Annotated in this window: 20 protein-coding genes; 5 read left to right on the top strand and 15 right to left on the bottom strand. The window is 37.3% G+C overall.

The window, feature by feature from the left end; genetic code table 11:
• Nucleotides 1-43 precede the first annotated feature (43 nt).
• The gene (locus tag MR062_RS10585) at nt 44-262 is read left to right on the top strand and encodes a hypothetical protein (RefSeq protein WP_242204175.1); all 219 of its coding nucleotides are present in this window, start codon (nt 44-46) and stop codon (nt 260-262) included.
• Nucleotides 263-745: 483 nt separating this feature from the next.
• Here MR062_RS10585 and MR062_RS10580 read toward each other — a convergent pair whose 3' ends face one another.
• From MR062_RS10580 to MR062_RS10510, 15 genes are all read right to left on the bottom strand, one after another.
• Nucleotides 746-1,777 carry a transglutaminase domain-containing protein gene (locus MR062_RS10580; protein ID WP_242204174.1) on the bottom strand — a complete coding sequence of 344 codons (1,032 nt, stop codon included), beginning with the start codon at nt 1,775-1,777 and terminating at the stop codon, nt 746-748.
• Between the two features lies 1 nt (nt 1,778).
• Nucleotides 1,779-1,952, bottom strand: a complete 174-nt coding sequence (locus MR062_RS10575; RefSeq protein ID WP_242204173.1) for a carboxypeptidase-like regulatory domain-containing protein — start codon at nt 1,950-1,952, stop codon at nt 1,779-1,781.
• Nucleotides 1,952-2,488 carry a carboxypeptidase-like regulatory domain-containing protein gene (locus tag MR062_RS10570; RefSeq protein WP_242204172.1) on the bottom strand — a complete coding sequence of 179 codons (537 nt, stop codon included), beginning with the start codon at nt 2,486-2,488 and terminating at the stop codon, nt 1,952-1,954. Before MR062_RS10570 ends, MR062_RS10575 begins: the two co-directional genes overlap by 1 nt.
• A gap of 406 nt (nt 2,489-2,894) precedes the next feature.
• A complete protein-coding gene (locus MR062_RS10565) occupies nt 2,895-4,172 on the bottom strand; it encodes an alginate export family protein (protein WP_242204171.1) in 1,278 nt (425 codons plus the stop codon).
• Nucleotides 4,173-4,480: 308 nt separating this feature from the next.
• Nucleotides 4,481-5,314: an ABC transporter ATP-binding protein gene (locus MR062_RS10560; RefSeq protein ID WP_242204170.1), complete on the bottom strand. Its 834-nt coding sequence runs from the start codon at nt 5,312-5,314 to the stop codon at nt 4,481-4,483.
• Between the two features lie 5 nt (nt 5,315-5,319).
• Complete coding sequence (locus MR062_RS10555) at nt 5,320-6,177, bottom strand: ABC transporter ATP-binding protein (RefSeq protein ID WP_242204169.1); 858 nt, start codon at nt 6,175-6,177, stop codon at nt 5,320-5,322.
• Between the two features lie 73 nt (nt 6,178-6,250).
• Entirely contained in the window at nt 6,251-7,357 is a 1,107-nt protein-coding gene (locus tag MR062_RS10550) for an ABC transporter permease (protein ID WP_242204168.1), read from the bottom strand.
• 22 nt (nt 7,358-7,379) lie between these two features.
• Complete coding sequence (locus tag MR062_RS10545) at nt 7,380-8,774, bottom strand: CmpA/NrtA family ABC transporter substrate-binding protein (RefSeq protein ID WP_242204167.1); 1,395 nt, start codon at nt 8,772-8,774, stop codon at nt 7,380-7,382.
• Between the two features lie 339 nt (nt 8,775-9,113).
• Nucleotides 9,114-9,875 carry a Crp/Fnr family transcriptional regulator gene (locus MR062_RS10540; RefSeq protein ID WP_242204166.1) on the bottom strand — a complete coding sequence of 254 codons (762 nt, stop codon included), beginning with the start codon at nt 9,873-9,875 and terminating at the stop codon, nt 9,114-9,116.
• A gap of 152 nt (nt 9,876-10,027) precedes the next feature.
• Nucleotides 10,028-11,245: a sulfate reduction electron transfer complex DsrMKJOP subunit DsrP gene (gene dsrP / locus MR062_RS10535; RefSeq protein ID WP_242204165.1), complete on the bottom strand. Its 1,218-nt coding sequence runs from the start codon at nt 11,243-11,245 to the stop codon at nt 10,028-10,030.
• 263 nt (nt 11,246-11,508) lie between these two features.
• Complete coding sequence (locus MR062_RS10530; protein WP_242204164.1) at nt 11,509-12,588, bottom strand: 4Fe-4S dicluster domain-containing protein; 1,080 nt, start codon at nt 12,586-12,588, stop codon at nt 11,509-11,511.
• A gap of 19 nt (nt 12,589-12,607) precedes the next feature.
• Complete coding sequence (locus MR062_RS10525) at nt 12,608-13,237, bottom strand: cytochrome c3 family protein (RefSeq protein ID WP_242204163.1); 630 nt, start codon at nt 13,235-13,237, stop codon at nt 12,608-12,610.
• Nucleotides 13,234-13,923, bottom strand: coding sequence for a nitrate reductase cytochrome c-type subunit (locus MR062_RS10520; RefSeq protein ID WP_242204162.1), 690 nt, complete (start codon nt 13,921-13,923; stop codon nt 13,234-13,236). Before MR062_RS10520 ends, MR062_RS10525 begins: the two co-directional genes overlap by 4 nt.
• Before the next feature lie 3 nt (nt 13,924-13,926).
• A complete protein-coding gene (locus tag MR062_RS10515; RefSeq protein ID WP_242204161.1) occupies nt 13,927-16,254 on the bottom strand; it encodes a molybdopterin-dependent oxidoreductase in 2,328 nt (775 codons plus the stop codon).
• A 3-nt stretch (nt 16,255-16,257) separates the two neighbouring features.
• Complete coding sequence (locus MR062_RS10510) at nt 16,258-16,497, bottom strand: hypothetical protein (protein ID WP_242204160.1); 240 nt, start codon at nt 16,495-16,497, stop codon at nt 16,258-16,260.
• Nucleotides 16,498-17,010: 513 nt separating this feature from the next.
• On the opposite strand from MR062_RS10510, the gene MR062_RS10505 reads away from it, so the two are divergent.
• From MR062_RS10505 to MR062_RS10490, 4 genes are all read left to right on the top strand, one after another.
• Complete coding sequence (locus MR062_RS10505) at nt 17,011-17,880, top strand: COG1470 family protein (protein WP_242204159.1); 870 nt, start codon at nt 17,011-17,013, stop codon at nt 17,878-17,880.
• 6 nt (nt 17,881-17,886) lie between these two features.
• A complete protein-coding gene (locus tag MR062_RS10500) occupies nt 17,887-18,843 on the top strand; it encodes an ABC transporter ATP-binding protein (RefSeq protein WP_242204158.1) in 957 nt (318 codons plus the stop codon).
• A gap of 9 nt (nt 18,844-18,852) precedes the next feature.
• Nucleotides 18,853-19,836, top strand: coding sequence for an ABC transporter permease (locus tag MR062_RS10495; RefSeq protein ID WP_242204157.1), 984 nt, complete (start codon nt 18,853-18,855; stop codon nt 19,834-19,836).
• A gap of 1,881 nt (nt 19,837-21,717) precedes the next feature.
• A complete protein-coding gene (locus MR062_RS10490) occupies nt 21,718-25,470 on the top strand; it encodes a glycosyl hydrolase (RefSeq protein WP_242204156.1) in 3,753 nt (1,250 codons plus the stop codon).
• Nucleotides 25,471-25,816: the final 346 nt, after the last annotated feature.

Raw genomic sequence — 25,816 nt, 5'->3', positions numbered from 1 at the left:
TGTAAGAAAAGTAATTTTATTTAATCTTATTTTTCTAGTAGATATGCAAACAACAAACCACAATAACCCAACAAACCTCCTCGTCTTCATCCCTTCGAATAGGGATGAAGCCACTCCTCCTTTAAAAGGAGGAGAGTTAAAATTAAACGGCAAACACAATGCCTTCCCTTTAAAAGGGAAGGTGGATTTGATTTCATTAAAGAAATCAAAGACGGAAGGGTCAATAGCCCAAATTAACCCTAAACCAAAATTTTCCTTTTAATTACAATATCAACAAACCACAATAACCCAACAAACCTCCTCGTCTTCATCCCTTCGAATAGGGATGAAGCCACTCCTCCTTTAAAAGGAGGAGATTTAAAATTAAACGACAAGCACAATGCCTTCCCTTTAAAAGGGAAGGTGGATTTGATTTCATTAAAGAAATCAAAGACGGAAGGGTCAATAGCCCAAATTAACCCTAAACCAAAATTTTCCTTTTAATTACAATATCAACAAACCACAATAACCCAACAAACCTCCTCGTCTTCATCCCTTCGAATAGGGATGAAGCCACTCCTCCTTTAAAAGGAGGAGAGTTAAAATTAAACGGCAAACACAATGCCTTCCGATTATTCTAATTCTAATGATTTCGATAGCACTTCGATAAACTCGGTGTAACACCTTAGTCATCAAAACGTAAGGCGAACCAAATCCGATACGGGATGTCGCACCAGGTGAGACATGACAACCCTTTCTAAAAAGTTTATAGCAAGTCCTTTTTAGGTTTTTCAACTTCAACTGTATAGGAAGCCACAACATCTTTGTCTACTTTTATATGAACATCGTAACGTCCTTTTTTAGTGAAACGGTAGTTAAATTTCAGTAATCCGTTGTTATCATGTGTCTTTGAGGCTTTAAATGCATCATATTTAAAACCACTGCTTACAATAAGGCCCATAGTATCTATTTGATTCCTATCTGTAACTTTAAGACTAAACTCCACTTCTTCACCTGTTAAAACTTGGATTATCATTGTTTTTGGTGCCATGGGAATAACGTTGTGCTTATAAGTTTTTCCATAAATTAAAGGACCTTCTACAAACTGGTTGATGGTTGGGGTACCATCATCTGTTAAAAGCCATGCTTTATCAAGTGGATAGTGGTTTTTTGCAAAAAGCTGCGGTGCTGCCAAAAAATAACCATCATTATAATCTTTTACAAATTGGGCTTCATTAATAAAATAAAAACCGCTGGCCAGGGTGGCATCAACCAAGTACCATTTATCATTCAGCTTTACGGCATTCCAGGAGTGATTGGGTATTTCCAATTCATGAAGGTTGGTGTTTACGGTTCTGCTATAGCCATCTATAACTTGGCAAGTAATACCCACCAACGATGACAGTTCTTTGATTATATAGGCATAGCCCGAGCAAATGGTTTTTTTATCTTCCAATAATCTTTTAAATAGTCCTGTGAGGGCTTCCTTATTCCAGGTGGCAAATGCTATACTATCGTTTTTAAACTTTTTGCGTTTTCTAATGGTTTTCTCACCAAAATAATGATCGGCTTCTATATTGTCGCATACCCAAGTATGAATTGCCCTAAATTGTTCTACTTGGGTATTTAGGTTACTTGTTAATTTATGGGCTAAAAAAGGTAAATTGTTTAAACTGGCATGATGCAGTGCATGTGCTATACTATCGGCTTTTTTAAAATCAATATGCTTAAAGTCCGATGGCTGGGCCTTCACAAAAAGGCTTACAAGAAAAACAAAGGCATATAGGTAATGTTTCATCTTAAAATATCCCTTTTATTTTTTGCCATAGGGTGCGTTTGGACTTATAGACTTCGTTGACTTCTACTTCTCCCATTAAGCACATGGTAGCATCTTCTTTCATCTTGAGGTTTAAGGTCAATTGATTTTCCTTAATAACTATTTCCTGGGTTTTAAACCCCAAATAACTAACCACTAAAAATCGCCTTTTTGCAAAGGTCTGGGAAATTCAAATTCACCATCAAAATTAGTGCTGGTTCCTATGGTCGTATTTTTTAAAACGATATTAGCTCCCGGTAGTGGTGCGGTTTCATCTGAAACAGTTCCAGTCAATAACTGTTGTTGGGCGCCAATGGTTTTGTCTTGGTCCTTCTTTGTGTTATGGTTTTGTTCAACAATTTCAAACTTTGTCTCCTGCACCTGAGCCTGTATGTTATGCAATGAAACCATTGAAAACAAAGCAAAGCCAACAGCTCTTAAATACTTATTGGTATTTGTTTTGTTATACTGAATTGGTTCGGGATAATCTTTCAATTGGGATGCTTTAAAATAGCCACAGGTATTTGCTTCCCTGTTCTTAAAAAAATCGATTAGTTGTTGGTCGCTCATGCTCCTAAAATCAATAACCTCCTTTTGACAGGCCTTACAAAATCCACCCGAAGGAGTTGTTTTAAATTGACTGAAGGTTTCGGAACACGGCTTACTCACTGAAATGTTAATTGTTGGTTTCATAATGTATAATTTTTGTTCCTTAAAACTACCACTAAACCTAAAGCCATACTAGTTACACTTAGTTAACCTTACTATGCAACGAGTGAACCCTATTGATTGATTAGGCAAATGGTTTTGAAAAGAAATGCCTATTTAAAATATTTGGACTATCAAACCAACACTCCAACTTTGCAGCTTTTTTAATACTTTTTCCCATTACGATCAATATAACATAGAAACCCGTTAATCCTGTTCTGTTGTAAATCAATAGATTACAATATATTTGAATTGCTATTAATTGGTTCCTTAAAGGGGAATAAAACTAACTCAAAAAGCCCTGTATATTAATTTATACAGGGTTTTACCAATAAAAAATCCCGCAAATGCGGGATTTAAAGTTGAAATATTAAAATAAGCTATAATCAAATTATTTTGCTGTATTTAAAAACTTAGGCTTTATAACCAACATGGCCCAGGTCCAGCTTTGTCCATTGGCCGCAGCATCTTCTGTAATCCCTTTAAGTTCGTACATACCATCGGCAGCAAACATCTGGGAATAGCCCAGTTTTAAAGCATAGCCATTAAACGCTTGGGAAAAGACTAAATCGATCTCGGTTCCCAATGATTTTTCACCACTAGGCAACTCTTGCTCTCCACTAAAGTTAAGCGCTTTAACCAATAGGCTGGACTTTTCTCCCAATTTAAAGTTTGCACTTAGGTGCACATCAAAAAGACCAACGCTGTTGGCATGGTTACCCACATAAAAGTAATCCATGAATCCGTTAAATTTATGGTTTGTACCATATAATGGGAAAAATGCTCCTGTTTCCCCGGCATCGGCATCATTACCGCTAATAATTTCCAATCCGGCTCCCAATCCTACTTTTGGCGATACCTTATAACTTAAGTCCAATCCTAATAAATAGGCACCCTTAACATCTACATCGCCCTGTCTTTTACCTGTTTGAAGGAAGGCATTTGCTGCAAAGCCCAATGCTCCTGCTTTATACTCTAAGTGTGTCCCTAAGGTCTGTAAATTGCTTACACCATCTGGGGCATTGGCGCCATCAAAATCCTGGAATCCATTATTCAATACTAACAAGCTTCCCGAAAACTTATCCCAAGCTTGCTTTAAATATAGGTATTGCATGGTCTTGTATGTAAAGTAACCTGTGGTATTATAAGCGGTACCAACAGACTGAAATCCTGTTGGATTGGAATAATCCTGACTGAACGCCACTCCAACATCCATTAAAAAGTTACCCTTACTGTATTTTAATAAGGCGGCATCATGGTTTCTGCCTTGTTGTGCCCAATCCAATCCGCCAAAAATACGCTGATCGTCATAGGAAATAACCTGACGTCCTAATTTTGTGGACCATCCTGAGCCTAAGTTTAATTGGGCCCAAGCTTGAAATATGGCAAAAGAGTTGTTTTGGTCGTAAGGTAAGATTTGTCGGTTCTCCCCCCACACCATAACATCCTGCAGACTTAAGTAAAATTGATAGGCTTCGGTTTTAAAACCCGCATTTAAACGTGCCCTGGTTGAAATTCCAAAACCAGCATCTGCATCATCTGCAATTAGATTACCAAACCCATGACGGTATTCTGCTCTTGGTCTTAACTCGCCGTCTAAGGTAAATTGTGCCTGAGCAAATTGAACTACTAAGGCTAATAGTGTTATTAATAGATATTGCTTTCTCATGTTTTCTAATTTTAATTTTTGTTTTTTACTTTTAAAGTTAATTGTTTTTGAATATCCTTAATCAGTCATAAAGTATTGTCACCTCGAGCCTTTCGACTGTCGCTCAAGATAAACTAAAGTCGAGAGGTCATTGACTTAATGCTTTTATAATGAGGTCTCGACTGCGCTCGACCTGACGTTGAAATTCTTTTTATGACTGATTACAGTTATTCAGTTAATTGTTAATTGTTAATTGTTGGCAAATATAAATACCTATTCTTTTCATTTATATGACAAAACTCATGTTTGAGTCTGTTTATCGCTTAGACTCAATGCTCCAAAAAGTCTATTAGGTGCTTTCTATATTTATAATAATTGTCGTGTTCCAGTACTGCTTTTCGGGTTCGTGGTCTTTCAAAATCGATTTCTAAAACATCACCTATTTTTGCTTTGGGACCACTGGTCATCATCACTACTCGATCGGCTAAAAATATGGCTTCATCCACATCGTGAGTAATCATTACGGCCGTAATCTTTTCTTTGTTCCATATTTCGATCAGTATATCTTGTAGCTCACCTCTCGTTAGCGAGTCCAACATGCCAAAGGGTTCGTCTAGCAATAACACTTTGGGTTTGATGGCAAAGGCTCGTGCTATTCCAACACGCTGCTGCATACCTTGCGATAATTCTGAAGCTTTTTTATTAAAGGCGTCTTCCAAACCTACTTTCTGCAAGTAATATTTGGCTATATCGTTTCGTTGTGCCTTAGTCGCATGGGGAAATACCTGATTTACGCCCAATAATACATTTTGAAGCGATGTCATCCAGGGCATTAAACTGGGTGCCTGAAATATAACTCCTCTATCTGGTCCAGGGCCCTTAATATGTTTCCCTAAAACGGAAATACTCCCTCCGGAAATTTCATTTAAGCCTGCAATCATGGATAGCATGGTTGTCTTGCCACAACCGGAGTGCCCAATAATGGTCACGAATTCCTCCTTCATAATCTGAAGGTTTAAATCTTCCAGCACAACATAATCCCCTTTGGGCGTTGGATATACTTTCTTAAGTCGGTTTAAATCCAACATGACTTTAGATGGTGCAAAAAGGCCATTTTCGGTTAGGTTTGTTGCCTCTTTATTTTTTATAAGGGTCGTACTCATAATTGCTATAGTTTAAATTCAAATTGGTCTACAAAACTTTTAGGTGCTAAATCTGGTAGTTTTATAGGAGCTTTAGCTTCGGCCTTACGCGCATCCCCAATGTCCATTAAATATTCTATAATGGCGTTTCTTGTCTTCTTAAAGTTAGGGTTGTCGTTTAATTCTGTTTTATCGCGTGGTCGTTCGATATCTATTTTAAACTCTGGCCCCAGTGTTGCATTGGGTCCTGGGCGCAAGGGAATAATACGATCGGCCATATAGATTCCTTCATCTACATCGTTGGTTATTAATAGCGCCGTACGTCTATCCTTTTCCCAAATCTTCAAGATTTCATCCTGTAAATTTCCTCGGGTAAGCGCATCTAAGGCACCAAGTGGCTCATCCATGATAATCATCTCTGGTTGCATGGCCAAGGCTCTTGCTACCGCTACGCGTTGGCGCATCCCTCCTGAAAGTTCTTTGGGCCTTTTGTTTATGGCCGGCGTTAAGCCTACCATCTCCACATAATCGTCTACTACCTCTTTTAAGTCCTGCTTCCTTTTCTTCGGAAACACCTCCTTAACTGCCATGTATATATTTTGACCAACCGTTAGCCAAGGCAATAGGGAGTAATTTTGAAAAATCACTCCTCTTTCGTGACTGGTGCCCTTTACCGGTTCGCCTTTAAACAACACTTCGCCACTTGTAGGTTCCAGCAGACCATTAATGAGGTTCACCAATGTTGTTTTTCCGCTTCCGGTAAAGCCAACTATGGCCACAAACTCCCCCTCTTCTATAGATAGGTTTATATTGGAAAGTACCTGGGTAGCATCATCGCCTTGCCCGTAAGTCTTATAAATATTATTTAATTCTAAATATGCCATTTCATTCTGTTGTTTTGTTGATCTACTTAGTTGTTCATGCCTAAAATTGGCATACGGACAACTCGACACGACCTTAAATTGCTTCCGTTTTATTAAAAGATACCATATTTTGGATGGTTAACATTAACCTATCCAATAGGAAACCTATAATTCCAATAACGAACATGGCTACAATAATTTTTGCGTTAGAGTCGTTTGCTCCATTTTGAAACTCTTCCCAAACAAATGATCCCAACCCAGGACTTTGCGCCAGTAATTCAATAGCAATTAAGACCATCCAAGCCACTGACAAGGTTATTTTTAAACCCGTAAAGATTAATGGTAATGATGATGGCAAGACTACTTTAAACACTTTTTGAAAAGCTCCCAATTTTAATACTTTGGCGACATTGATATAATCTTTATCTACCGTAGACACCCCCATTGCAGTGTTTACCAATGTGGCCCACATAGAGCATAGGCCAACACTTATAAACGAGATGGTAAAAGAGCTATCGTCACTGGAATCTATCAAAATTGTTTTTACAATCATGAACACCAATAAATACCATACTACTGGTGATACTGGTTTAAAGATTTGAATAAACCAGTTGAAGGCACTTTTTAAAGTGGGACTTAATCCTATAAAGATACCCAAAGGCACAGCAATTAGTAAGGCCAACAAGAACCCTGCAAACACGGTCTTTAAACTCCTTAATATCTGATCTACAAATGAAGGTCGTCCCGTATAAACAATGGGATCTTTACCTGCTGCAATACGTTTTTCGTTTAATGTGGCAGTTTTTTCAATAAAGTTAGCTTTATCGGCACTAATAATTTGATGGTCTTTTAACAAAGACTTATAAGACTCCCATACCTGAGCCGGAGATGGAAGCGTGTTTGGTTTACAACTTAGGTCTCCCGAAGCAATGCATTCACGCATTGCTTCGGCAGCCTCTGGACCTTGGTCTGTAAGAGCTTTTTGGATTTTAAACTCTGCTTCTGTGTTATACAGGTATTTTGCCCCCATATGCCACAGCCCAATAAACAAGAATACGGAAGCAATAGGCACCACTATTTTTCTCAAGAAGCCTTTTAAATCTTCTTTTTCCAACTTCCCGGTAAACAAGTCCTTAAACGTTGTTAAAAACCCTAATCCTACAAATTTGGTAACTTTTCCTAATGTTATAGATTGCCTCATAATTTATGTTTTATTTTAAGTGTTACTGTACAGCTTCGTCTTTGTTTCCTATTTTAAAACTGTTTATATAACCTATCGGATCTTTAGCGTTATAGACATTTCCATCTATAAAGTCTGATGTCGCAGGCTTGTAGCCATCGGTTTCAGGTATGTCTGCTGCTGGAATATGGCCTTCTTCGACAAGAAGTTTAGCTGCTTTCTTCCAAATATCAGGTCTGTATATGTCTTTTATGGTTTCTTCATACCAAGCCGCAGGCTTTGATTCGGGAATTTGTCCCCAACGACGCATTTGCGTTAGGAACCAAATACCATCGGAATAGAAAGGATATGTAGCATTGTATTTGTAAAACACGTTAAAGTCGGGCATATCACGCTTGTCGCCTTTTTCAAATTCGAAGGTACCGGTCATAGAATTTGCCAACACAACCTCATCGGCTCCTACATACTGGGGCATGGACAATATTTTAACAGCTTCGGCCCTGTTTCCTGGTTCATCCAACCATTTTCCTGCTCTAATAAGTGCTTTGGTTACAGCAACTGCTGTATTAGGGTTCTCTTCCACAAACTTTTTGGTCATTACAAATACTTTTTCAGGATTATTTTTCCAGATGTCATAATTCGTGGTTACTGGAACACCTATTCCTTTGAATACAGCTTGCTGGTTCCATGGTTCCCCTACACAGTAGCCGTAAATAGTTCCTGCTTCAAGAGTTGCTGGCATTTGTGGTGGTGGTGTAACCGATAATAAAACTTCGGCATCTATCTGGCCTTGTACGTTTTCAGAAGTATACATGCCCGGATGTACTCCGGCCGCGGCCAACCAGTATCTTATCTCGTAGTTATGTGTTGAAACTGGAAATACCATTCCCATTTTAAAAGCCTTACCGGAATTCTTATACTCATTAATTACCGGCTTTAAAGCATCAGCTTTAATAGGATGTATTGGTTTTCCATCTTCTCCTACTGGGACGTTGGGTTTCATTTTAGACCAAACGTCATTAGATACAGTAATCCCATTACCATTTAAGTCCATGGAAAAAGGCGTCACCAATTGCGCCTGTCTACCAAAACCGGCTCCAGCAGCGATTGGTTGACCTGCCAACATATGCGAACCATCTAATTGTCCGTCTATAACACGGTCCAATACATTTTTCCAATTAGATTGTGCTTCAACCGACACAAATAAGCCTTCATCCTCAAAGAACCCTTTCTCTTTAGCAATTGCTAAAGGTGCCATATCGGTTAGCTTTATAAAACCAAAGGTTAATTGTGGTTTCTCTATTTCAAGTGATGCTGTTTTAGATAATTCTGCTATTTCTCCTGAAGATGTTTCCTCTTTAGACTTCTTCCCTCCACAGGAATACAATAGGCAAGAAAATGATAAAAGCCATACTGTTTTTGTTACTAGTGATCTCATATTAAATAGTTTTATTTGTTACTAAGTATTATTACTTATTTACATCGCAAATATATAAGTAACACTAATTCTATTTTATGGGAATCCCCATGCTTCAACATCTTTTTATCCCATAACAAAACCTGCTAAAAACCATAAAAATATCATAAGTGATTTATTTTAAATAACATACAACCAATTAGCACAATAAGTAAACCTACTTATAAACAACAAAAACACCTAAACCAGGACTATTAAATAGCAAACAATCTCAAGCAAGGCACACAAAGTGGTTATTAGAAAATATTTTGATGGAGGTAAGCCCCGAAGTATTTAAATCTCGATTATCGAGTAAAAGGATTAGCTATCGAGGTAGAAGTTATGTTCGCTAATCTCATTTTTAAGACGTTGTACATCTACGATACCAATTTTTTTTCCTTTGGCAACAATAAGGTTTTCCTTTTTTAAGACGGAAAAAACCCTGATAACCTGTTCTTCTGTTGTACCTGCATATTCGGCATACTCGCGTCTGCTTAAAGACACATCTAGAAAGCCTTTGTTTTCACCAAACTTCCTGTTTATATATAATAAGGTATCAATAACACGTTCGCGCACGGTCATTTGGGAAATGGTCTTAACCTTAGATTCACTCCGATTAAGCTCATTGGCATAAAACAACATTAAATCGTAAGTTAACTTCGGATTGTCCATTAAAGCCTCTTGTAAATTATCCTTGGAAAAATAACAGAGTACCGAATCTTCCAATGCCATAGCCCCTATAGAATAATACTCCTCTGTACCAAAGCCACGATGCCCAATAATCTCTCCTGCTCTGGCAAAACGTACAATTTGCTCCCTGCCATTAATTCCGGTCCTATATACCTTAACTTTTCCCTTTAAAATAAAGAAAAGTCCATTAACTGGCGCGCCCTCCATAATAAACTGTTGACCTTTTTTACATCGTAGATTGTTCTTTTCAGTAGTTAGTTTACTATTTTCAAATGCCCCAACATTTCTTTTTATCAAACAGTTATGATTCTCACAGGCCATACAGGACACATCATAGGAAATGCGCTTACGGGTAGAACTGGTTATGGTATTTACTGTAGCGGTATGTAACAAATTAACAACTTAAAGAATCAAAACAAATATAAGTATTTATACTTATTTTTAAACACAATATACTTATTTTTGAAAGCTCAATAAAAGTTGTACGCTATTTTTATATAAACTGGATATTTGCAGGTAAATATTAGGAATAATACAATGCTCTCCTAGCCCTTATATCGAAGTTTCCCTATTTCTATAGCAATAGCCGTTTTGGCCAATATAGTAAACACAAAGGCTCCCAAAGCCCATATACCTAAGGTCACTCCTATTTCAATAAGTGTTGGTGTGTATTCGGCAATTTTACCATATGGCCCTGGTATAAATCCGGGTACAATTAAACCAAACCCTTTCTCTATCCATATCGCTATAAACAGGATAAAGCAAGAAAAGAACAAGACCTTAAAATTATTACGTAATTTATGGAAAGTCAGTAAAACAGTAGCCAATACATTTAAAGGAATGGCCGTCCATATCCATGGCAACAAGGCATCCTTTCCATGTAAGCCAAAGAACAGGTAATATGCACTTTCACTATGGTGTGTAGGCGCATAAAACTCCTTAAACAGTTCAGATATCAACATGATCAAATTAATCTGTGCCGCTACCGTAACTACCATCGCAATCTTTTTAATGGTTTTATCTTCAATCTTAAACGACGTATAGGTTCTTATTATGGCCAGAACCAAAATTATTAGTGCAGGTCCTGCTGCAAAAGCCGATGCTAAAAACCGAGGGCCCAATAAGGCATTATTCCAAAATGGCCTGGCTTGGAGCCCCTGATACAAGAATGCCGTAACCAAATGGATACCTACCGCCCAAAACACCGAAATAAAGGCTCCTGGCACATAAACGCTAGATTTAGATTCCTTTCCTTGGTAATGCCTAAAAAGGATATAAAATGGTATGGTAATATTTATAAATAGGTAACCGTTAAGCACAATAACATCCCAGGTTAGCATCGAATTTGGAAAATTGAACACGCCTATCCCTGGTATCATATGCCACAACACCGATGGTCCGCCCATATCGGCAATAACAAAAGCCAAACACATAATTAGGGCTGCTACAGCCAAACCTTCCCCTATAAGCACCGCTTGTTTAAAATCGATATCCTTTAAAACATAGGTGGGCATCACCAACATAACTGCCGCTGCTGCAACCCCTACCAAAAAGGTAAAATTAGAAATATAAAGCCCCCAACTTACACGGTCTGTCATACCCGTAACGCTTAATCCATGCTCTAACTGAATGGAATAGCAATACATTCCAATTAACATGACAAGTGTTAAAAACCCCATCCATAAATGGTATTTTTTAGACCCGCGCGTGGTTATATCTAAACTATCCTTTACTAAACTTTTAAAAACTTTAAGTCTTCTCATTTTATTATAACTCTTAGTTGCCTACATGCTCTTTTTATTCTTGGTCCTTGTCCTTTCCTGATTTACGGGAATGGGTTGGGTTTAATATTTGTCATTATAAACCTCGCTTTACATAATTTGGCCATCTCTTTAATTTGAAGAGATTACTTAGTCGTTCTCATTTCGACAAGCTCCATGCAACGTCTCGTAATGACGGCTATCTACATCTGTACAAAAAGGGTATTATCTTCAATCCCTGCCTCTACCAACCTAACGCCATGCCATCAATCCATAAAATACCAAAACTTCGGTTCCGTACCCAAATCTTCTTTTAACCGGAATACTTTCTTGTTTTCCAATACCCAACGAATGGTACTGTTTGGATCCAATAAATTCCCAAAAATACGTGCTCCCGTTGGACAGGCTTCTACACAAGCTGGGTTTTTACCTGCTCTGGAACGTTGCACACAAAAAGTACATTTTTCCATAACGCCCTTCTTACGCATGCGGTTACCTAAATAATGTTGATTCTTATTAACCTCTTCTTCCGGAACCTCCGGTTTGCTCCAGTTAAAACGTCGGCCGTCGTACGGACAAGCAGCCATACAGTAACGACATCCTACGCACCAATCGTAATCTACAACCACCAACCCATCATCTTCACGCCATGTGGCCTGCACGGGACACACTTCCACACAAGGCGGGTTATCGCAATGGAAACATTGAGTACCCATATAAAAATGACCTTCGGCCGGGACTTCATGGTAATAATTATCATCAGCTTCATTAAAATTAAATCCTTTGCCATCCTTCATCTCATGAATACGGATGTATTGCATTTGGGAATTCCTGTCTTGGTTGTTCTCTTCAACACAAGCACTCACACAATCCATATAGCCCTGGCATTTGGAGATATTAAAGGCATAACCAAACAAGACATCTTTTTCGGCGTTTTTAGCCGACATATTCAAGGTCTTGCCTGTACGCAATTGATAGGAACGCACCAAACGATCTACTGTCGCTTGCTTTTCTTCATCGCTCATCAATTTATAATTGCCCTTAAACTGTTCTTCCCAATCTATTTGTGCCTTTTCTTTGCTTTCGTCGCCTGCAATAACACTGCACGAAGTACTTACTGCTCCAGCCCCTATAGCTAAACTGGCCGCCAATTGTTTAAATGCAGTACGACGGCTCATCTTCACATCAAAAACCTGATCGAAACCATCTTTTGGCTGGTCGGTTTCATTAGGTGTTGGACTATGGGAGCCACATCCCCCTGATGATTTTCCACAACCACAAGATGTTGTGTTCTGACTTTTATTGGATAGGTTTAATGAAAACCATTTCTTTTTGCTACTACTCATACCTTTATTTTTAGTAGATCTATTCTCTTTCTTTTACTTTTTGCGTATTATAACGTGCTGGCCATCTGGAATCAAAATGCGGTTTGTGCGGATTATGACAATTTACACAGGTCATCGATGCCCGTGGTGGTGCCCATCCCCCAATACGCTTCCCATGTGCTCCCCCTTTCCAATCTTCAAATTGTTTGTTATGGCATTGGCTACACAGTTGATAGCTTTTATTAAAATCTATAACATTACCTGTTATACTTTTTAAATCATCCATATTGCTTCCATTATGACAAGTCACACAGTTCATGGCATTATCGTTGGCATGGTGTAGCGCTATATCCCAGTGCGCTTTTTTACCTTCCTTATTTTGCATTTTATCAAGTGGTTTAGAATGGCACTCGGTACAGGCATAAGACTTAATTTGGGTTTTTCGTTCTGGTATTAAAAACGTGTGTTCGCCTTCTGTAACTTCAATAGTTTTAATATCTCCTATATATGCTTCAGAAGAAACCGAAACGCCTTGATAGTGCTTGCCTTCTGCCTCTATTTTATCGTTAACGTTATGGTATTCCCCTTCATGATGTTTGCATGAAGAAAACAGCAACATTAAAAACACAACACTCAGTAAGTAATATATTATTTTATAACTATGCTTCATGGTATGGATTGTCTTTTAAATACCCCTATATCTGTGGTCTCTTTATTGTTAAGTACATGGCATTGCCTGCAGTTGATGCGCTCTGGATGGGTTACCCTAATTTCTTTTGGAGCACTTGGCCCTGCATGGCAGGACAAACAATTTTCATGCATTTGTATTTGATGTGGTACCACCGGCGGGCTTCCTTCTAAGGCATTGTTCACCCCCACCTGAGGAGCCTGTAACCTTTCAAAATTAGTTCCTCTAAATAGTGTTTTGGTATGTTGTGGCACATGGCATTGCCTGCAATTTACCATTTCGGGATGGGGTGTTACCGGAGCATATGCATTGAATTTTTCTGCAAAGCCTCCATTTTGGTGACATTGTAAACAAGTGTTACCGCCCATACTACGCTCTTCTTTTACAGGATGTGGTATACTGGGAGGTGCCCCATGATAAGCCCGATTGTTATAATAGGTTTTTAATGTACGCTGATGGTTTTCGTCTATGGGCATATTGGCATAATCCAAAGCAAATTCAGCACGTTGGAACACACCTATCTCAGACGGAATTTCAGTAATTGCATTATTGCCATCCATAGGAACATATGCTTCCTCCCTACCGGTTTGATAGCTAAAATTCCATATGGTTATAAACGCAATGAATAGAATAACAAATAATGATATGATTCCTAATCGCTTTTTCATAACCTATGCTTTTTCAACCTTAACGGCACATTTTTTATAGTCTGGCTCTTTTGAAATAGGACAGAAAGAATCTAATGTAATATCGTTAATAAGCATATTCTCATCAAAAAATGGCACGAATACTTGCATAGGCTCCGGTACGCCCCGTTGGTTTACCGATGCAGGTAACACGATATCCCCACGTCTTGTGGTTAACCTAACCTTATCTCCCGTTTTTATTTGCATGCGCTTAGCGTCTTTTGGATTCAGTTCCACATAAGCATGTGGCATGGCCTTATGCAATACAGGTATCCTTCTTGTCATGGATCCGGTATGCCAATGCTCGACCACGCGTCCTGTATTTAACCAATATGGATATTCTTGATCTGGCTCTTCGGCAGCAGGCTCGTAGGGGCGTTGCCAAATTACAGCTTTCCCATCTGGTTTGCCATAAAAATGGAAATCTTCACCATTACTACAAGCGAGATCGTATTTTGCATTGAAACGCCATTGGGTTGGCTTTCCATCTACATAAGGCCATTGCATTCCTGGGTTTGCCTTTAGCACTTCCAACGGTGCCAGATTATGTTTTTTATTGTCGTGATGACGACGATATTCATTATAAATCTCCTCTATATGGGTTTCTTTTTTATAGTAAAATTGCTTTTCGTACCCCAAGCGCTTGGCCACTTCTATCAATTGCCAAGTATCGCTCATAGCTTCTCCTGGTGGTTCTACCATTTGTTCGAAATATTGGGTACGTCGTTCGGAGTTACCATACATGCCCTCACGCTCTACCCACATAGCCGAAGGTAAAATAACATCGGCGATATCGGTTGTTGGCGTTGGGTAGATATCCGACACCACAATAAAGCGCCCTTCTTTTTTAGCGGCTTCTCTATAGCGTTTCAATTTAGGCATGGTAACCATAGGATTGGTAACCTGTATCCACATGAAACGAATGTCGCCCCTATCTAGAGCCCTAAACATTTCTACGGTATGGTAGGTGGGTTTGGCAGGAATATTTTCTACCGGCACGTCCCATATTTTGGCCGCAAACTCACGATGCTCTTTATTCATTACCACACCATGAGGCAGTTTATGGGTTAATGTCCCCACTTCCCTTACCGTTCCACAGGCACTGGGCTGGCCTGTTAGTGAAAACGGACTGTTTCCTGGGGTAGAAATTTTTCCGGTTAACAAATGGATATTGTACACCAAATTATTAATCCAAGTCCCTCTTGTATGTTGGTTCATTCCCATACACCATAGCGACATGACCTTCTTGTTAGGATCGCCATAGTAGGCCGCCATATATTTAATGTCTTTAGCCGATACACCAGAAATTTTTTCAACCTGTTCTGGTGAGTAATCTTCCAAAAATGCCTTGTAGGCTTCAAAATCTATCTTTTCGGGTTTGTCCGTAAATTTATAATTGTCTTCCAGACCATAGCCCATATTGGTCAGTCCTTTGCTAAAATTACAATGCTTTTCAACGAATGATTTGTTTACCCAACCATTTTTAATGATTTCATAACAAATGGCATTGGCTACGGCTAAATCGGTTTGTGGTTTAAAAATAATGGATTTATCGGCCGCCATACTGGTACGAGTGGTACGCGTTGCAAAGTCTATAATTTTCACCCCTCGTTTTAAACGTTGGTCCAATAACCTTGAGAACAATACGGGATGCATTTCGGCCATATTATTGCCCCACAGAACAAATACATCGGCATGGTCTATATCTTCATAACAGCCCATAGGTTCATCTATTCCAAAAGAGGTTAAAAATCCCGTTACGGCACTCGCCATACATAATCTAGCGTTAGCCTCTACGTTATTGGTCCCGATACAGCCTTTAAATAATTTGGAAGCCACATAGCCATCTGGAATGGTCCACTGTCCCGAACCGTAAATAGATACCGCATCTTTACCATGATCCTTAATCGTTTCCTGCATTTTAGAAGCTATAAGGTCTAAAGCTTCTTCCATGGAAGTTTCTACATAAGTCCCATTTTTCTTGACCAAGGGTTTGGTCAACCTATCCTTGCCGTACATAGCCATAACGGAATGGTAGCCCTTAACGCAGCACAGGCCTTTATTTACTGTAGAATTTGGGTCGCCTTTTACCGCAACGGCCTTACCGTTTTCAATGCCTACCAAAACCCCGCAACCTACGCCACAAAAGCGACAAGGTGCTTTTTTCCAATCTAAATTACCTCCTTTGGGCAGGCCTTCTTCTTGTTGAGCGGCAAATATAATGCCCGGAAACATGGTAGCTGCTGCTGTCATTGCAGACAATGCTGCCATTTTTTTGATGAAACTTCGTCTATTGGTTAGAGAGGTATACATAAATTAATTGTTTTTGGGTGTATTAAATCCAGAAACCATAGCCAACAACTTTAAACTAGCTATAGCTTCTATTTGTTCTTTTAAAATCTCGTCTTGATAATTGTCTGCCGTATCTGTAATAACAATTAGGATATCTTTATTTTCTGCCGGAATAACTTCGCAATTCTTTAGCGCCAATAAGGCATCTATAAGCTCTTGTTTTTTGCCTTCGTGTGGATGGGCCAAATAACTTTTTATGGGCATATAATTTCGTTTTCAATAAATTTAAGACAAAAATATCTTTATCAAAAATTTATATTTATGACATTTATCAGTAAAATTAGTTTAGATAAATTCTAAATAATTGATGAATGAGGTTTATGGAATACTTGGTTGGATATGTAACTGGGATTGATTGATTGATTGATTGATTGATAGATAGATTGATAGATTGATTGATTGATTGATTTAAAATGTAACTAAATTTCCATTAATATTATCATATTCCAAAATACAAATCACTACACAAGCCCTATTTTCACAGAGCCCATCTAACATATTTAAATAATATCTGAATCTAAGATTCCATGTAGTCTTTCAAAATTAAATTAACACATGTTATTTTGTTAAAATTTTCACAAATTCGTTTTCGTTTTTTTATTTTTTTTTCTCAAATATTAATTTCAAGCCCTAAATAAAAATAGTTCGTATATAAAGCATTTTATAATTAATAGATTAATCAATTTCATTTTTTAATAATAATTATTTTGTTTTGTTATGTTATTCAATTATTTATCTAGACTGAACACTTCTAAGTGTTTCTACACTTTAATTACATTTCTTTTTTTTATTATTTCTGGAGTCCCCACATCCTTAAACGCTCAAAACCAGCCATTAAAGGATAGTGATTCTAAATCTACTTTCACCTCCGATTTAATTAATATTGAATCTTCGGTTGATCAAGTGTTTCGTTATACCACGACGCTTCAAAACAATACCACTGAAGATCAAATTTATCAACTAAGCGCTAAGGTTCCTGAAGGTTGGAAAACGATTTTTAAAGCTAAAGGAAAACAAGTAACTTCTATTAAGGTAGACCACGGTAAAAGAGAAATAATTAATTTGGAATTCTATCCTTCACATGAAGCGACTCCAAAGAAATACAAAATTTCTGTGACTGCCCAATCAGAAGAGGAATCACTAAACTTAGCTTTAGAGGCTGTTGTTAGTGGTTCCTATGCATTTGAAATCAGTACACCTACAGGCAGGCTAAGTGATAAGATTACTGAAGGAGAAAAAAAAGAAATTCAATTGACAGTTAAGAACACAGGTTCTTTAAATTTAGGCGATATTGAACTTAGTAGTAAAACACCACCTAAATGGAGTGTTGTTTATAAACCTTCAAAGATTGAGAGTCTTTCTCCTGGTGAAACAGAAAATATTACAGCTATTTTAACAGTACCAGACAAAACCATTGCTGGTGATTACATGACCACATTTACAGCAAAAAATGCTAACACTAAAGATCAAGCTGTATTTAGGATATCTGTAGTTACTTCCTTGGCATCGGGATTACTTGGAGCTATAATAATATTAATAGCCATTATTGTAGTCTATTTTTTGATTCGCAAATACGGTAGAAGGTAATTAGTCATGGAAACATCTATTATAGAACTTAAAGGGCTCACAAAAAGCTATGGTTCTAATAATGTAGTAGACCATTTAGACCTTAGTATTAACAAGGGCGAAATTTTTGGTTTACTGGGACCGAATGGAGCCGGAAAAACAACTACTATTCTTATGATGTTAGGATTAATTGAGCCTACATCAGGAATTGCAAAAGTTTGTGGATACAACGCAACATTTAGTCCTATCGATATTAAAAGCAAAGTAGGTTATATGCCAGATAGTGTTGGCTTTTATGATGATAGGACTGGACTTGAAAACTTAGTTTATATAGGACAATTAAATGGGCTTTCTAGATTAGAAGCCGAAAAATCGGCCATTAGAGTCATGAAAACAGTAGGTTTGGGTAATGATCTTCATACCAAAACCGTAGCATATTCTAGAGGAATGAAACAACGTTTAGGGCTGGCAGATGTCTTAATTAAACAACCTGAAGTCATTATTATGGACGAGCCCACACTTGGTATAGACCCCAGTGGAGTAAACGATTTTCTTAATCTTATAAGAACATTAAGTCGCGAGTATGGTCTTACTGTCCTATTATCATCCCACCACTTAAATCAGGTTCAAAAAATATGTGACCGTGTAGGGATTTTTGTTAAAGGAAAATTATTAGCTCTAGGAAACATTGAGCAACTCTCGGAACAACTGTTTTCACAAACATCGCACCAAATAAACATTACCCTCGACGAACCGGTTTCATTAACGAAGGAAGATGAGCAAGAACTACTGCAATTAGCAAGTTTAGAAAGTGTAGCCAAAGAGAACAATCAAATTCTTATTAACTGTAATAAGAATTTAACTCCCGACATTGTAAGGTTTATGGTTAAAAGAAACTATAACATTATTGGCGTTAATCAAAAGACCTATGGATTAGAAGATATCTATCAGAAATATTTTGAAAACCAACACCTAAACGTTTAACATTCAATTATGGCAATATCTTATACTGATTTCACATTTAGAAAATCACCTAACAAGCATGTTCCCATTTGGGTAATGGTTAGAAAAGAAGTTTCCGACCACATTAGAAGTTGGCAGTTCATTATTTTATTTATGATTATTGCCCTTACATTCTTCGCGTCTATGTATGTGGCAATAAGCAATTTAAATTCTGCTGTTTCCAATACTAAAGACCCCGATCATTTGTTAATATATCTCAAATTATTGACTATTACCGATGGTAGCTTACCTCCTTTTCATGTGTTCATTAGTTTTTTAGGACCACTATTAGGTATAAGTCTTGGATTTAACGCTGTTAATTCAGAACAGCAAAACGGTACATTAATTAGAGTAATGGCACAACCTATTTACAGGGACAACCTCTTATTGTCAAAATTTATTAGTATCACTATTCTTGTAGGTACTATGTTTTTAACACTGTCCCTTCTCATGATTGGTTCTGGTTTACTAATAACTGGTGTACCAATTGAATTAGAAGAAGTTGTGAGAATACTCAGTTATACCATCTTATGTGTGTTTTATGTTGAATTCTGGTTTAGTTTATCCATTATTTTTTCGATTAGATTTAAACAAGCTGCTACAGCTGCAATAGCATCAATAGGACTTTGGCTATTCTTTACTATTTTTTACAACATCATCATCAACATGATTTCCAAAGTAATGATTCCAAAGTCTGGAATATTTTCTTCTGGTCAACATTCATGGATTAAAACTATGTTTCATATGGCACCAAATCAGCTGTATACAGATGCAACCACAACCCTTTTAATGCCTAAAGTTAGAAGTCTTGGGCCTATGAGCATGGAACAAATGGCTGGAGCAATCCCCAATTCCTTGCCAATTCGAGACAGTCTTCTAATTGTATGGCCACAAGTTAGCGGGTTAGTTTCCGCAACAATTGTTTGTTTTGCACTAGCCTATTATTTCTTTATGAAAAAAGAGATAAAATGTTAATTGTTTTCTTGGCAAATGATATTTTTAGTTTTGGAATAAAGTTTACTCCTTAAATGGACCATTAGCTTTTTCGATTTAACCTTTTAAAAGATTCTAATTATGGGAGAAAAACCTTTAAAAATTAAATTGATAGGAAAAAAGGGGAAATCATATCAAATAAAATTCCCTTATCTAAGAGTTCCGGTTACAGTTAATGAAAACCTTTTCAACAAAATGCTTATAAGTACCGATTACGAAATTTATAACGGTTCGTCTTCGAGTAAGAAGGCAACTCCTATTTAAAACTGAATGTTTATATCAACAGGGAAAGTGAATATATATACTTTCCCCGTTGTTTTTTAATGATTTCAACATTCTTTAAGGTCAAATAAATCCTTATAAGACTAATAAATTTTTGCTCTTACCTGTTCTAAATACTTATTTAATATAAATACTTATTTAATATAAATACTTATTTAATATTTTAGAATCAAGACAAATAGTTGTGCTTTTTTGATTTTCGTCATTTACAAATTTAAAAATATTACTTTTGATGTAAGTAATTTATTAAATCTGACATCTATTTGGTCGGGATGAAAGAATTTATTAAATCTATCCAAATCCCTTTGTTTATAACAGTTTTGTACTATTCATTCCATAGTGTTCACGGAAATTGTTCTCTTAAGTCAAAGAGGAACTATTTTGAAACAAATGGAATCTATCTTTTATTTTTTCAAAGATCGCATTTTTTGACTTTTAAACAGTTTTGTTCAATGGAAAGTGGAACTAGCCCATTATCTAAATCCAGAAATAACCAGTTTATACAGAAATAAGGAATGGAATTATAAATAAAATCAAATAGTGACCAATTAATTCTAAAAAACCATTTCTATTTAGCTTTTAGTTTTTCACTTAATTTAAACATATCTTCACTCAATAATGGTTAATGACTTTATAGTGAAAGGACGATGTTGAAGCAAAATAGGATATGGAACAATTCTGTGGTCGCAATAAGCGAGACAACTTTTTAAAGCCCACTTAAAAGATTTCACTAAGACCAGAAGGGGAATTATATTTATATGGATGATTTATATGAACCTTATCATGAAAATGGCATCTCCAAAACATCTTAAAACAACCTAACACCACAACATTACCACAACACTACTCTAAACAACCTCTCTTTTACAATAAATAATCCATTTTATTTTTCATAATTATTTTTAATAAGTCCAGTGTTTGAAGGGATTTCCATTTGCTACACTTAAATTAAGATCAAATTATTTTGTCCCGTATGTTTTTTGTAGTGTTACAAAATAACCAATCAAAATATTTCGCACCTACCTTTACAAAAAACGTAATTTACTAATTAGTTAAGATTTGATACTTATTAAAAAAATTACACTATTTATTGCTTTACTGGCCGTGTCTTTGGTTTTTTCCCAAAGTTCACATACAATTGATTTTGAACCACCTGGAAATGGTACTGGCTGGAGTTGGGCCACCATCGAAGTAGCATCAAGTTTTTCTGAAATTGCGAACCCCGTTAGAGGTAGTATTAACACTTCTGCAACTGTTGTCAAATTTATTGCCTATACCACAGACCAAAATTGGGCACTTTTTTTACTGACAACGATGGTGAATTCAAGTTTGATGGATCTAATTCCACAGTGAAGATAATGGAATACAAACCCACAATTAGTGAGATTACAATAATATTTAAAGTACTAAGTCCTGCGATAGAGCAAAAATTTGCTAGCACTATAGTTAACCAGCTGGAAGAATTGTCTTTTGATTTTATAACATAAAGCCTATTAAAAACTAATGACATTCAATGCTCAGTAAGAGAAGGTACTTATAAAAGCACCTTCTCTTTAAAAAAAACTTCTAAAAATTAATAAAATGAAAAACAAATTCTCGTTAGTGAAAAATTTCCTTTTTGTCCTAATCCTACTTTTTTCAATTCAATCCTTTACCCAAGTAGTTGTTGGCAACGGAAGCTATACTACCTCTTTTCCGGGAACTGATGCTGCAGGGAGAAATGGTTATCCTTCAGGTATACCTCAACTATCTGGTATAGCTATTGGCAAACCGGTTCCCACTAACGATTGGTGGTCTTCGCTAATAAAATTCGACCATGCAGATAATTTGTTTAATTATCCGATGACCATGAAAACCACCAACCAAGGTTTAATAGTTACTTATATACCATGGGGCCCTATTGGCGACTCCTCTCCTATTGTGGTTGGTCTATCAGGTTTAAATGTCACTAAAACTACTGTTTCGGATTATTCCGACTGGACCGTAACAATGGATTGGAATGATGCCTCACATAATCTGAAAGCAACTTCCGGAATAGGCATTCCTTTCATTTATTTTGAAAAGGACAATGATGATGTAGCGGAAATAACCATAAATTCTGGAACGGTCACCATTTCCAACGAGATGATAATTGTTGAAAATGCTAGTGCCGGGGCAGATTTTGCCATTTATGCTCCCGTAGGAAGCACTTGGTCCCAAAACGGAAATAAATATACGTCATCGTTAAACGGGAATAATTTTTGGTCCTTAGCCATGATACCTCTAACAGCTCCAAATGTTAGTAGCGTTGCCGACGAATATAAAAAATATGCTTATGTATTTCCAACAGACACCCAGGTAGTATGGAGTTTTAATGAAAATACATCAAAAGTAAACACCACTTTTACAGCAACCGTTGACGTTAAGGATGGCTCTTTAACCAATACTAATATACTCATGGGGCTATTACCCCATCAGTGGAATAATTTATCTTCAGGATCAGCAACTCCTAATGGATATAGCTATAGTACTATAAGAGGAGAGTTAAAAACCATGAACGGTAATACATTTACAACAGAAAACACTTTTAAGGGCATCCTCCCTACTATGCCAGATGTTGCAAAATTTAGCCCAAGCTTTAATCCGGCAGACTTGCATACGAAAATTTCTCAAATAGAAAATGATGGTTTGGCAATATGGACAGACTCTTATAATGAGGGGCAGGTTATGAACCGTTTAATCCAAACGGCTAGAATTGCAGATCAAATGGGCAATACAGTGGCAAGAGATAAAATGGTCGCAACCATTAAAGAGCGATTAGAAGATTGGCTCACCTATGAATCTGGCGAAATTGCCTTTTTGTTTTACTACAACTATGATTGGTCTGCCCTGTTAGGGTATCCAGCTGGCCATGGTCAAGATAATAACATTAACGACCACCATTTCCATTGGGGCTATTTTATACATGCCGCAGCATTTATGGAACAATTTGAACCTGGTTGGGCAAACGACTGGGGAGGTATGGTCAATCTACTCATCAGGGATGCTGCATCATCAAATAGAAGCGATACACTGTTTCCCTTTTTAAGGAATTTCAGTCCTTATGCTGGACATTGCTGGGCCAATGGTTTTGCAACATTTCCACAAGGTAACGATCAAGAATCCACTTCTGAAAGTATGCAGTTCAATTCCTCATTGATTCACTGGGGAACCATTACCAAAAATAATGCTATAAGAGATTTAGGCATCTATTTGTACACGACCGAACAAACGGCAGTAGAAGAATATTGGCTTGACATGTATGACCGGAATTTTAATCCTTCTCACCCATATAGTTTAGTTTCCCGTGTTTGGGGAAACTCCTATGATAATGGCACTTTTTGGACAGCAGATATTACGGCATCCTATGTTATAGAAATGTACCCAATGCATGGCGGATCCCTCTACTTGGGGCAAAATACTGCCTACGTACAAAAAATATGGGATGAGTTAAAAGTTAATACAGGAATCCTAAATCCCAATGATACCAATCCAAACCTTTGGCACGATACCATTTGGAAGTATCTGTCATTTTTAGACCCTGCTGAAGCCATTTCGCTTTATGAGGCCGACCCTGACAGGACCTTAAAATTTGGTATTTCAGACGCGCAAACCTATCATTGGCTGCATGCCATGAATGCTATGGGACAATTAGATGCGAGCATTACGGCAAATTACCCTATTGCGGCTGTGTTCAATGATGGTGTAGATAAAACCTATGTGGCACATAATTATTCTGATGTACCCATAACTGTAACTTTTTCTGATGGATTTATACTTGATGTTCCTGCCAATGAAATGGTGACTAGTAAAGGGACTAATATCTCTGGTTTATTAGAGTCGGATACGTTTCAAACTGTTGAAAACGGCTCAGCTAATCTTTCGGTTACAACGTCTGATAACGGGATTACCAAAATAGAGTTTTATAATGAAACAACATTGCTGGGTGAAGACACAACGGCGCCTTACGAGTTCAATACCGGCAATTTGGCACTGGGTATTTATAACATGTATGCTAAAATATATACCGCATCAAGTTTTGGATTAAGTAATATTATCACCATTCAGGTAGGAGATCAAATTCCATATTCAGGAACGCCTTCAGCTATTCCTGGGACTATTGAAGCTGGTCATTATGATATTTTTGAAGGCGGTATGGGGCAAAATATAGCCTACTTTGATTCGTCAACAGGTAATAATGGTGATTTTAGGACTAATGAAGATGTAGATGCCGTTTTTGATGTCTCGGAAGGGGCAACAGTTGGTTGGATTGCTAGTGGTGAATGGTTGGAATATACGGTTGACGTACAAACCACGGGATGCTACAATTTAAGCTTACGTTATGCCTGTGGAAACACTGGTGGTGGGGGACCTTTTTATCTGGAATTGGATGGGCAAAAGGTAAGTTTGAACATTGGTTTCCAATATACAGGTGATTGGGCAAATTGGAGTACTAAAGCGGTTAGTAATGTAAACTTAACAGCAGGTATTCATGTTTTAAGACTAGTTGTTACCAATGGAGAATTTAACTTGGGAAGCATGACATTTACATATAATGCCGATGTTTGTGAACCTCTAGTTGAAAATACTGGTTTGCCATTTGATTTTGAAACTACACCAACCACATCAGACTTTACTAATTTTGATGGGGGCACAGGTACGGTTGAGACCGTTGAGGCACCTCAAAGCACTGGTAACAACAGCTCTAACTTGGCTAAAATAGTTAGAGATGGAGGGATGGCTTGGGCAGGATCTTATATAAACCTAGCTGGGGCATTAGATTTTACTTCTAAAAATTACATTACTTTAAAGATATGGACTGAAGCACCAATAGGAACAACAGTTAAATTGAAACTTGAGCAGCAATCGAATCGTGGCAATGCTACAGAGCGAGATGCGGTAACAACGGTAACGGGCCAATGGGAAACCTTAAGTTGGGATTTTTCAGCTGTTGGAGCTAGCCTGTTCGATAGTGTTGTGTACATGTTCGATTTTGGTAATATTGGCAATGGTACGACAACCTCAACCTTCTATTTTGATGATGTTCAACAGGTTGCAAGTTTGTCGGTGAAAAAGTCTGAAAGACAACAATTTAAAGTATTTCCTAATCCAACAAAGCACAATTGGACTATTAGGACCCACGGAACAGTTATACAATCGGTAAAAATCTTTGATATATTTGGTAAAATGGTATTGTCCCAAATTATAAATAGGGACGAAGCGATTCTAAATGGATATCAATTGAAATCAGGAATTTATTTTGTGCAAATGGAAACACTTAATGGAATTGAAAGCATTAAACTTATGAAGTGGTAAATCTACAGATTAGATTTGTATGGGAGCAATCTAAAAAGCCAAAGCAGCTCATATTTTTGGGTCGGTTGCTCGTGGTTATAAGATATTTGTTTTGTAACAAATGGTCTTAAACTTTATGTCCGAGCTAAGGTATCAATTCTACGCAGATTACATTATCATACTTGGATTTCAGATCACCCTTTCATTCTGGTGATATGGACTCGGTTTTGCCATGGATTGCTTTTATGCAATAATATAATTGCGTAATTGAAAAACGGTGAAAGTGTGCACAAACTGTGCATTTTTACAAATAAAAAAAGGCTCACAATCTGTGAACCCTTTGTTTATCGGTGATCGCGACAGGATT

This window comes from Aestuariivivens insulae (assembly GCF_022662195.1).
In the GTDB taxonomy this organism is placed as follows: domain Bacteria; phylum Bacteroidota; class Bacteroidia; order Flavobacteriales; family Flavobacteriaceae; genus Aestuariivivens; species Aestuariivivens insulae.
Note: the sequence above shows the minus strand (reverse complement) of the source record. Positions and strands in the feature narration are given on the sequence as shown.

Coding starts and splice junctions, on each gene's coding strand:
- MR062_RS10560 (WP_242204170.1), bottom strand. CDS start 5,314: ATGAGTACGACCCTTATAAAAAATAAAGAGGCAACAAACCTAACCGAA.
- MR062_RS10565 (WP_242204171.1), bottom strand. CDS start 4,172: ATGAGAAAGCAATATCTATTAATAACACTATTAGCCTTAGTAGTTCAA.
- MR062_RS10500 (WP_242204158.1), top strand. CDS start 17,887: ATGGAAACATCTATTATAGAACTTAAAGGGCTCACAAAAAGCTATGGT.
- MR062_RS10510 (WP_242204160.1), bottom strand. CDS start 16,497: ATGCCCATAAAAAGTTATTTGGCCCATCCACACGAAGGCAAAAAACAA.
- MR062_RS10515 (WP_242204161.1), bottom strand. CDS start 16,254: ATGTATACCTCTCTAACCAATAGACGAAGTTTCATCAAAAAAATGGCA.
- MR062_RS10525 (WP_242204163.1), bottom strand. CDS start 13,237: ATGAAGCATAGTTATAAAATAATATATTACTTACTGAGTGTTGTGTTT.
- MR062_RS10520 (WP_242204162.1), bottom strand. CDS start 13,923: ATGAAAAAGCGATTAGGAATCATATCATTATTTGTTATTCTATTCATT.
- MR062_RS10505 (WP_242204159.1), top strand. CDS start 17,011: ATGTTATTCAATTATTTATCTAGACTGAACACTTCTAAGTGTTTCTAC.
- MR062_RS10545 (WP_242204167.1), bottom strand. CDS start 8,774: ATGAGATCACTAGTAACAAAAACAGTATGGCTTTTATCATTTTCTTGC.
- MR062_RS10570 (WP_242204172.1), bottom strand. CDS start 2,488: ATGAAACCAACAATTAACATTTCAGTGAGTAAGCCGTGTTCCGAAACC.
- MR062_RS10550 (WP_242204168.1), bottom strand. CDS start 7,357: ATGAGGCAATCTATAACATTAGGAAAAGTTACCAAATTTGTAGGATTA.
- MR062_RS10495 (WP_242204157.1), top strand. CDS start 18,853: ATGGCAATATCTTATACTGATTTCACATTTAGAAAATCACCTAACAAG.
- dsrP (WP_242204165.1), bottom strand. CDS start 11,245: ATGAGAAGACTTAAAGTTTTTAAAAGTTTAGTAAAGGATAGTTTAGAT.
- MR062_RS10585 (WP_242204175.1), top strand. CDS start 44: ATGCAAACAACAAACCACAATAACCCAACAAACCTCCTCGTCTTCATC.
- MR062_RS10555 (WP_242204169.1), bottom strand. CDS start 6,177: ATGGCATATTTAGAATTAAATAATATTTATAAGACTTACGGGCAAGGC.
- MR062_RS10580 (WP_242204174.1), bottom strand. CDS start 1,777: ATGAAACATTACCTATATGCCTTTGTTTTTCTTGTAAGCCTTTTTGTG.
- MR062_RS10530 (WP_242204164.1), bottom strand. CDS start 12,588: ATGAGTAGTAGCAAAAAGAAATGGTTTTCATTAAACCTATCCAATAAA.
- MR062_RS10490 (WP_242204156.1), top strand. CDS start 21,718: ATGAAAAACAAATTCTCGTTAGTGAAAAATTTCCTTTTTGTCCTAATC.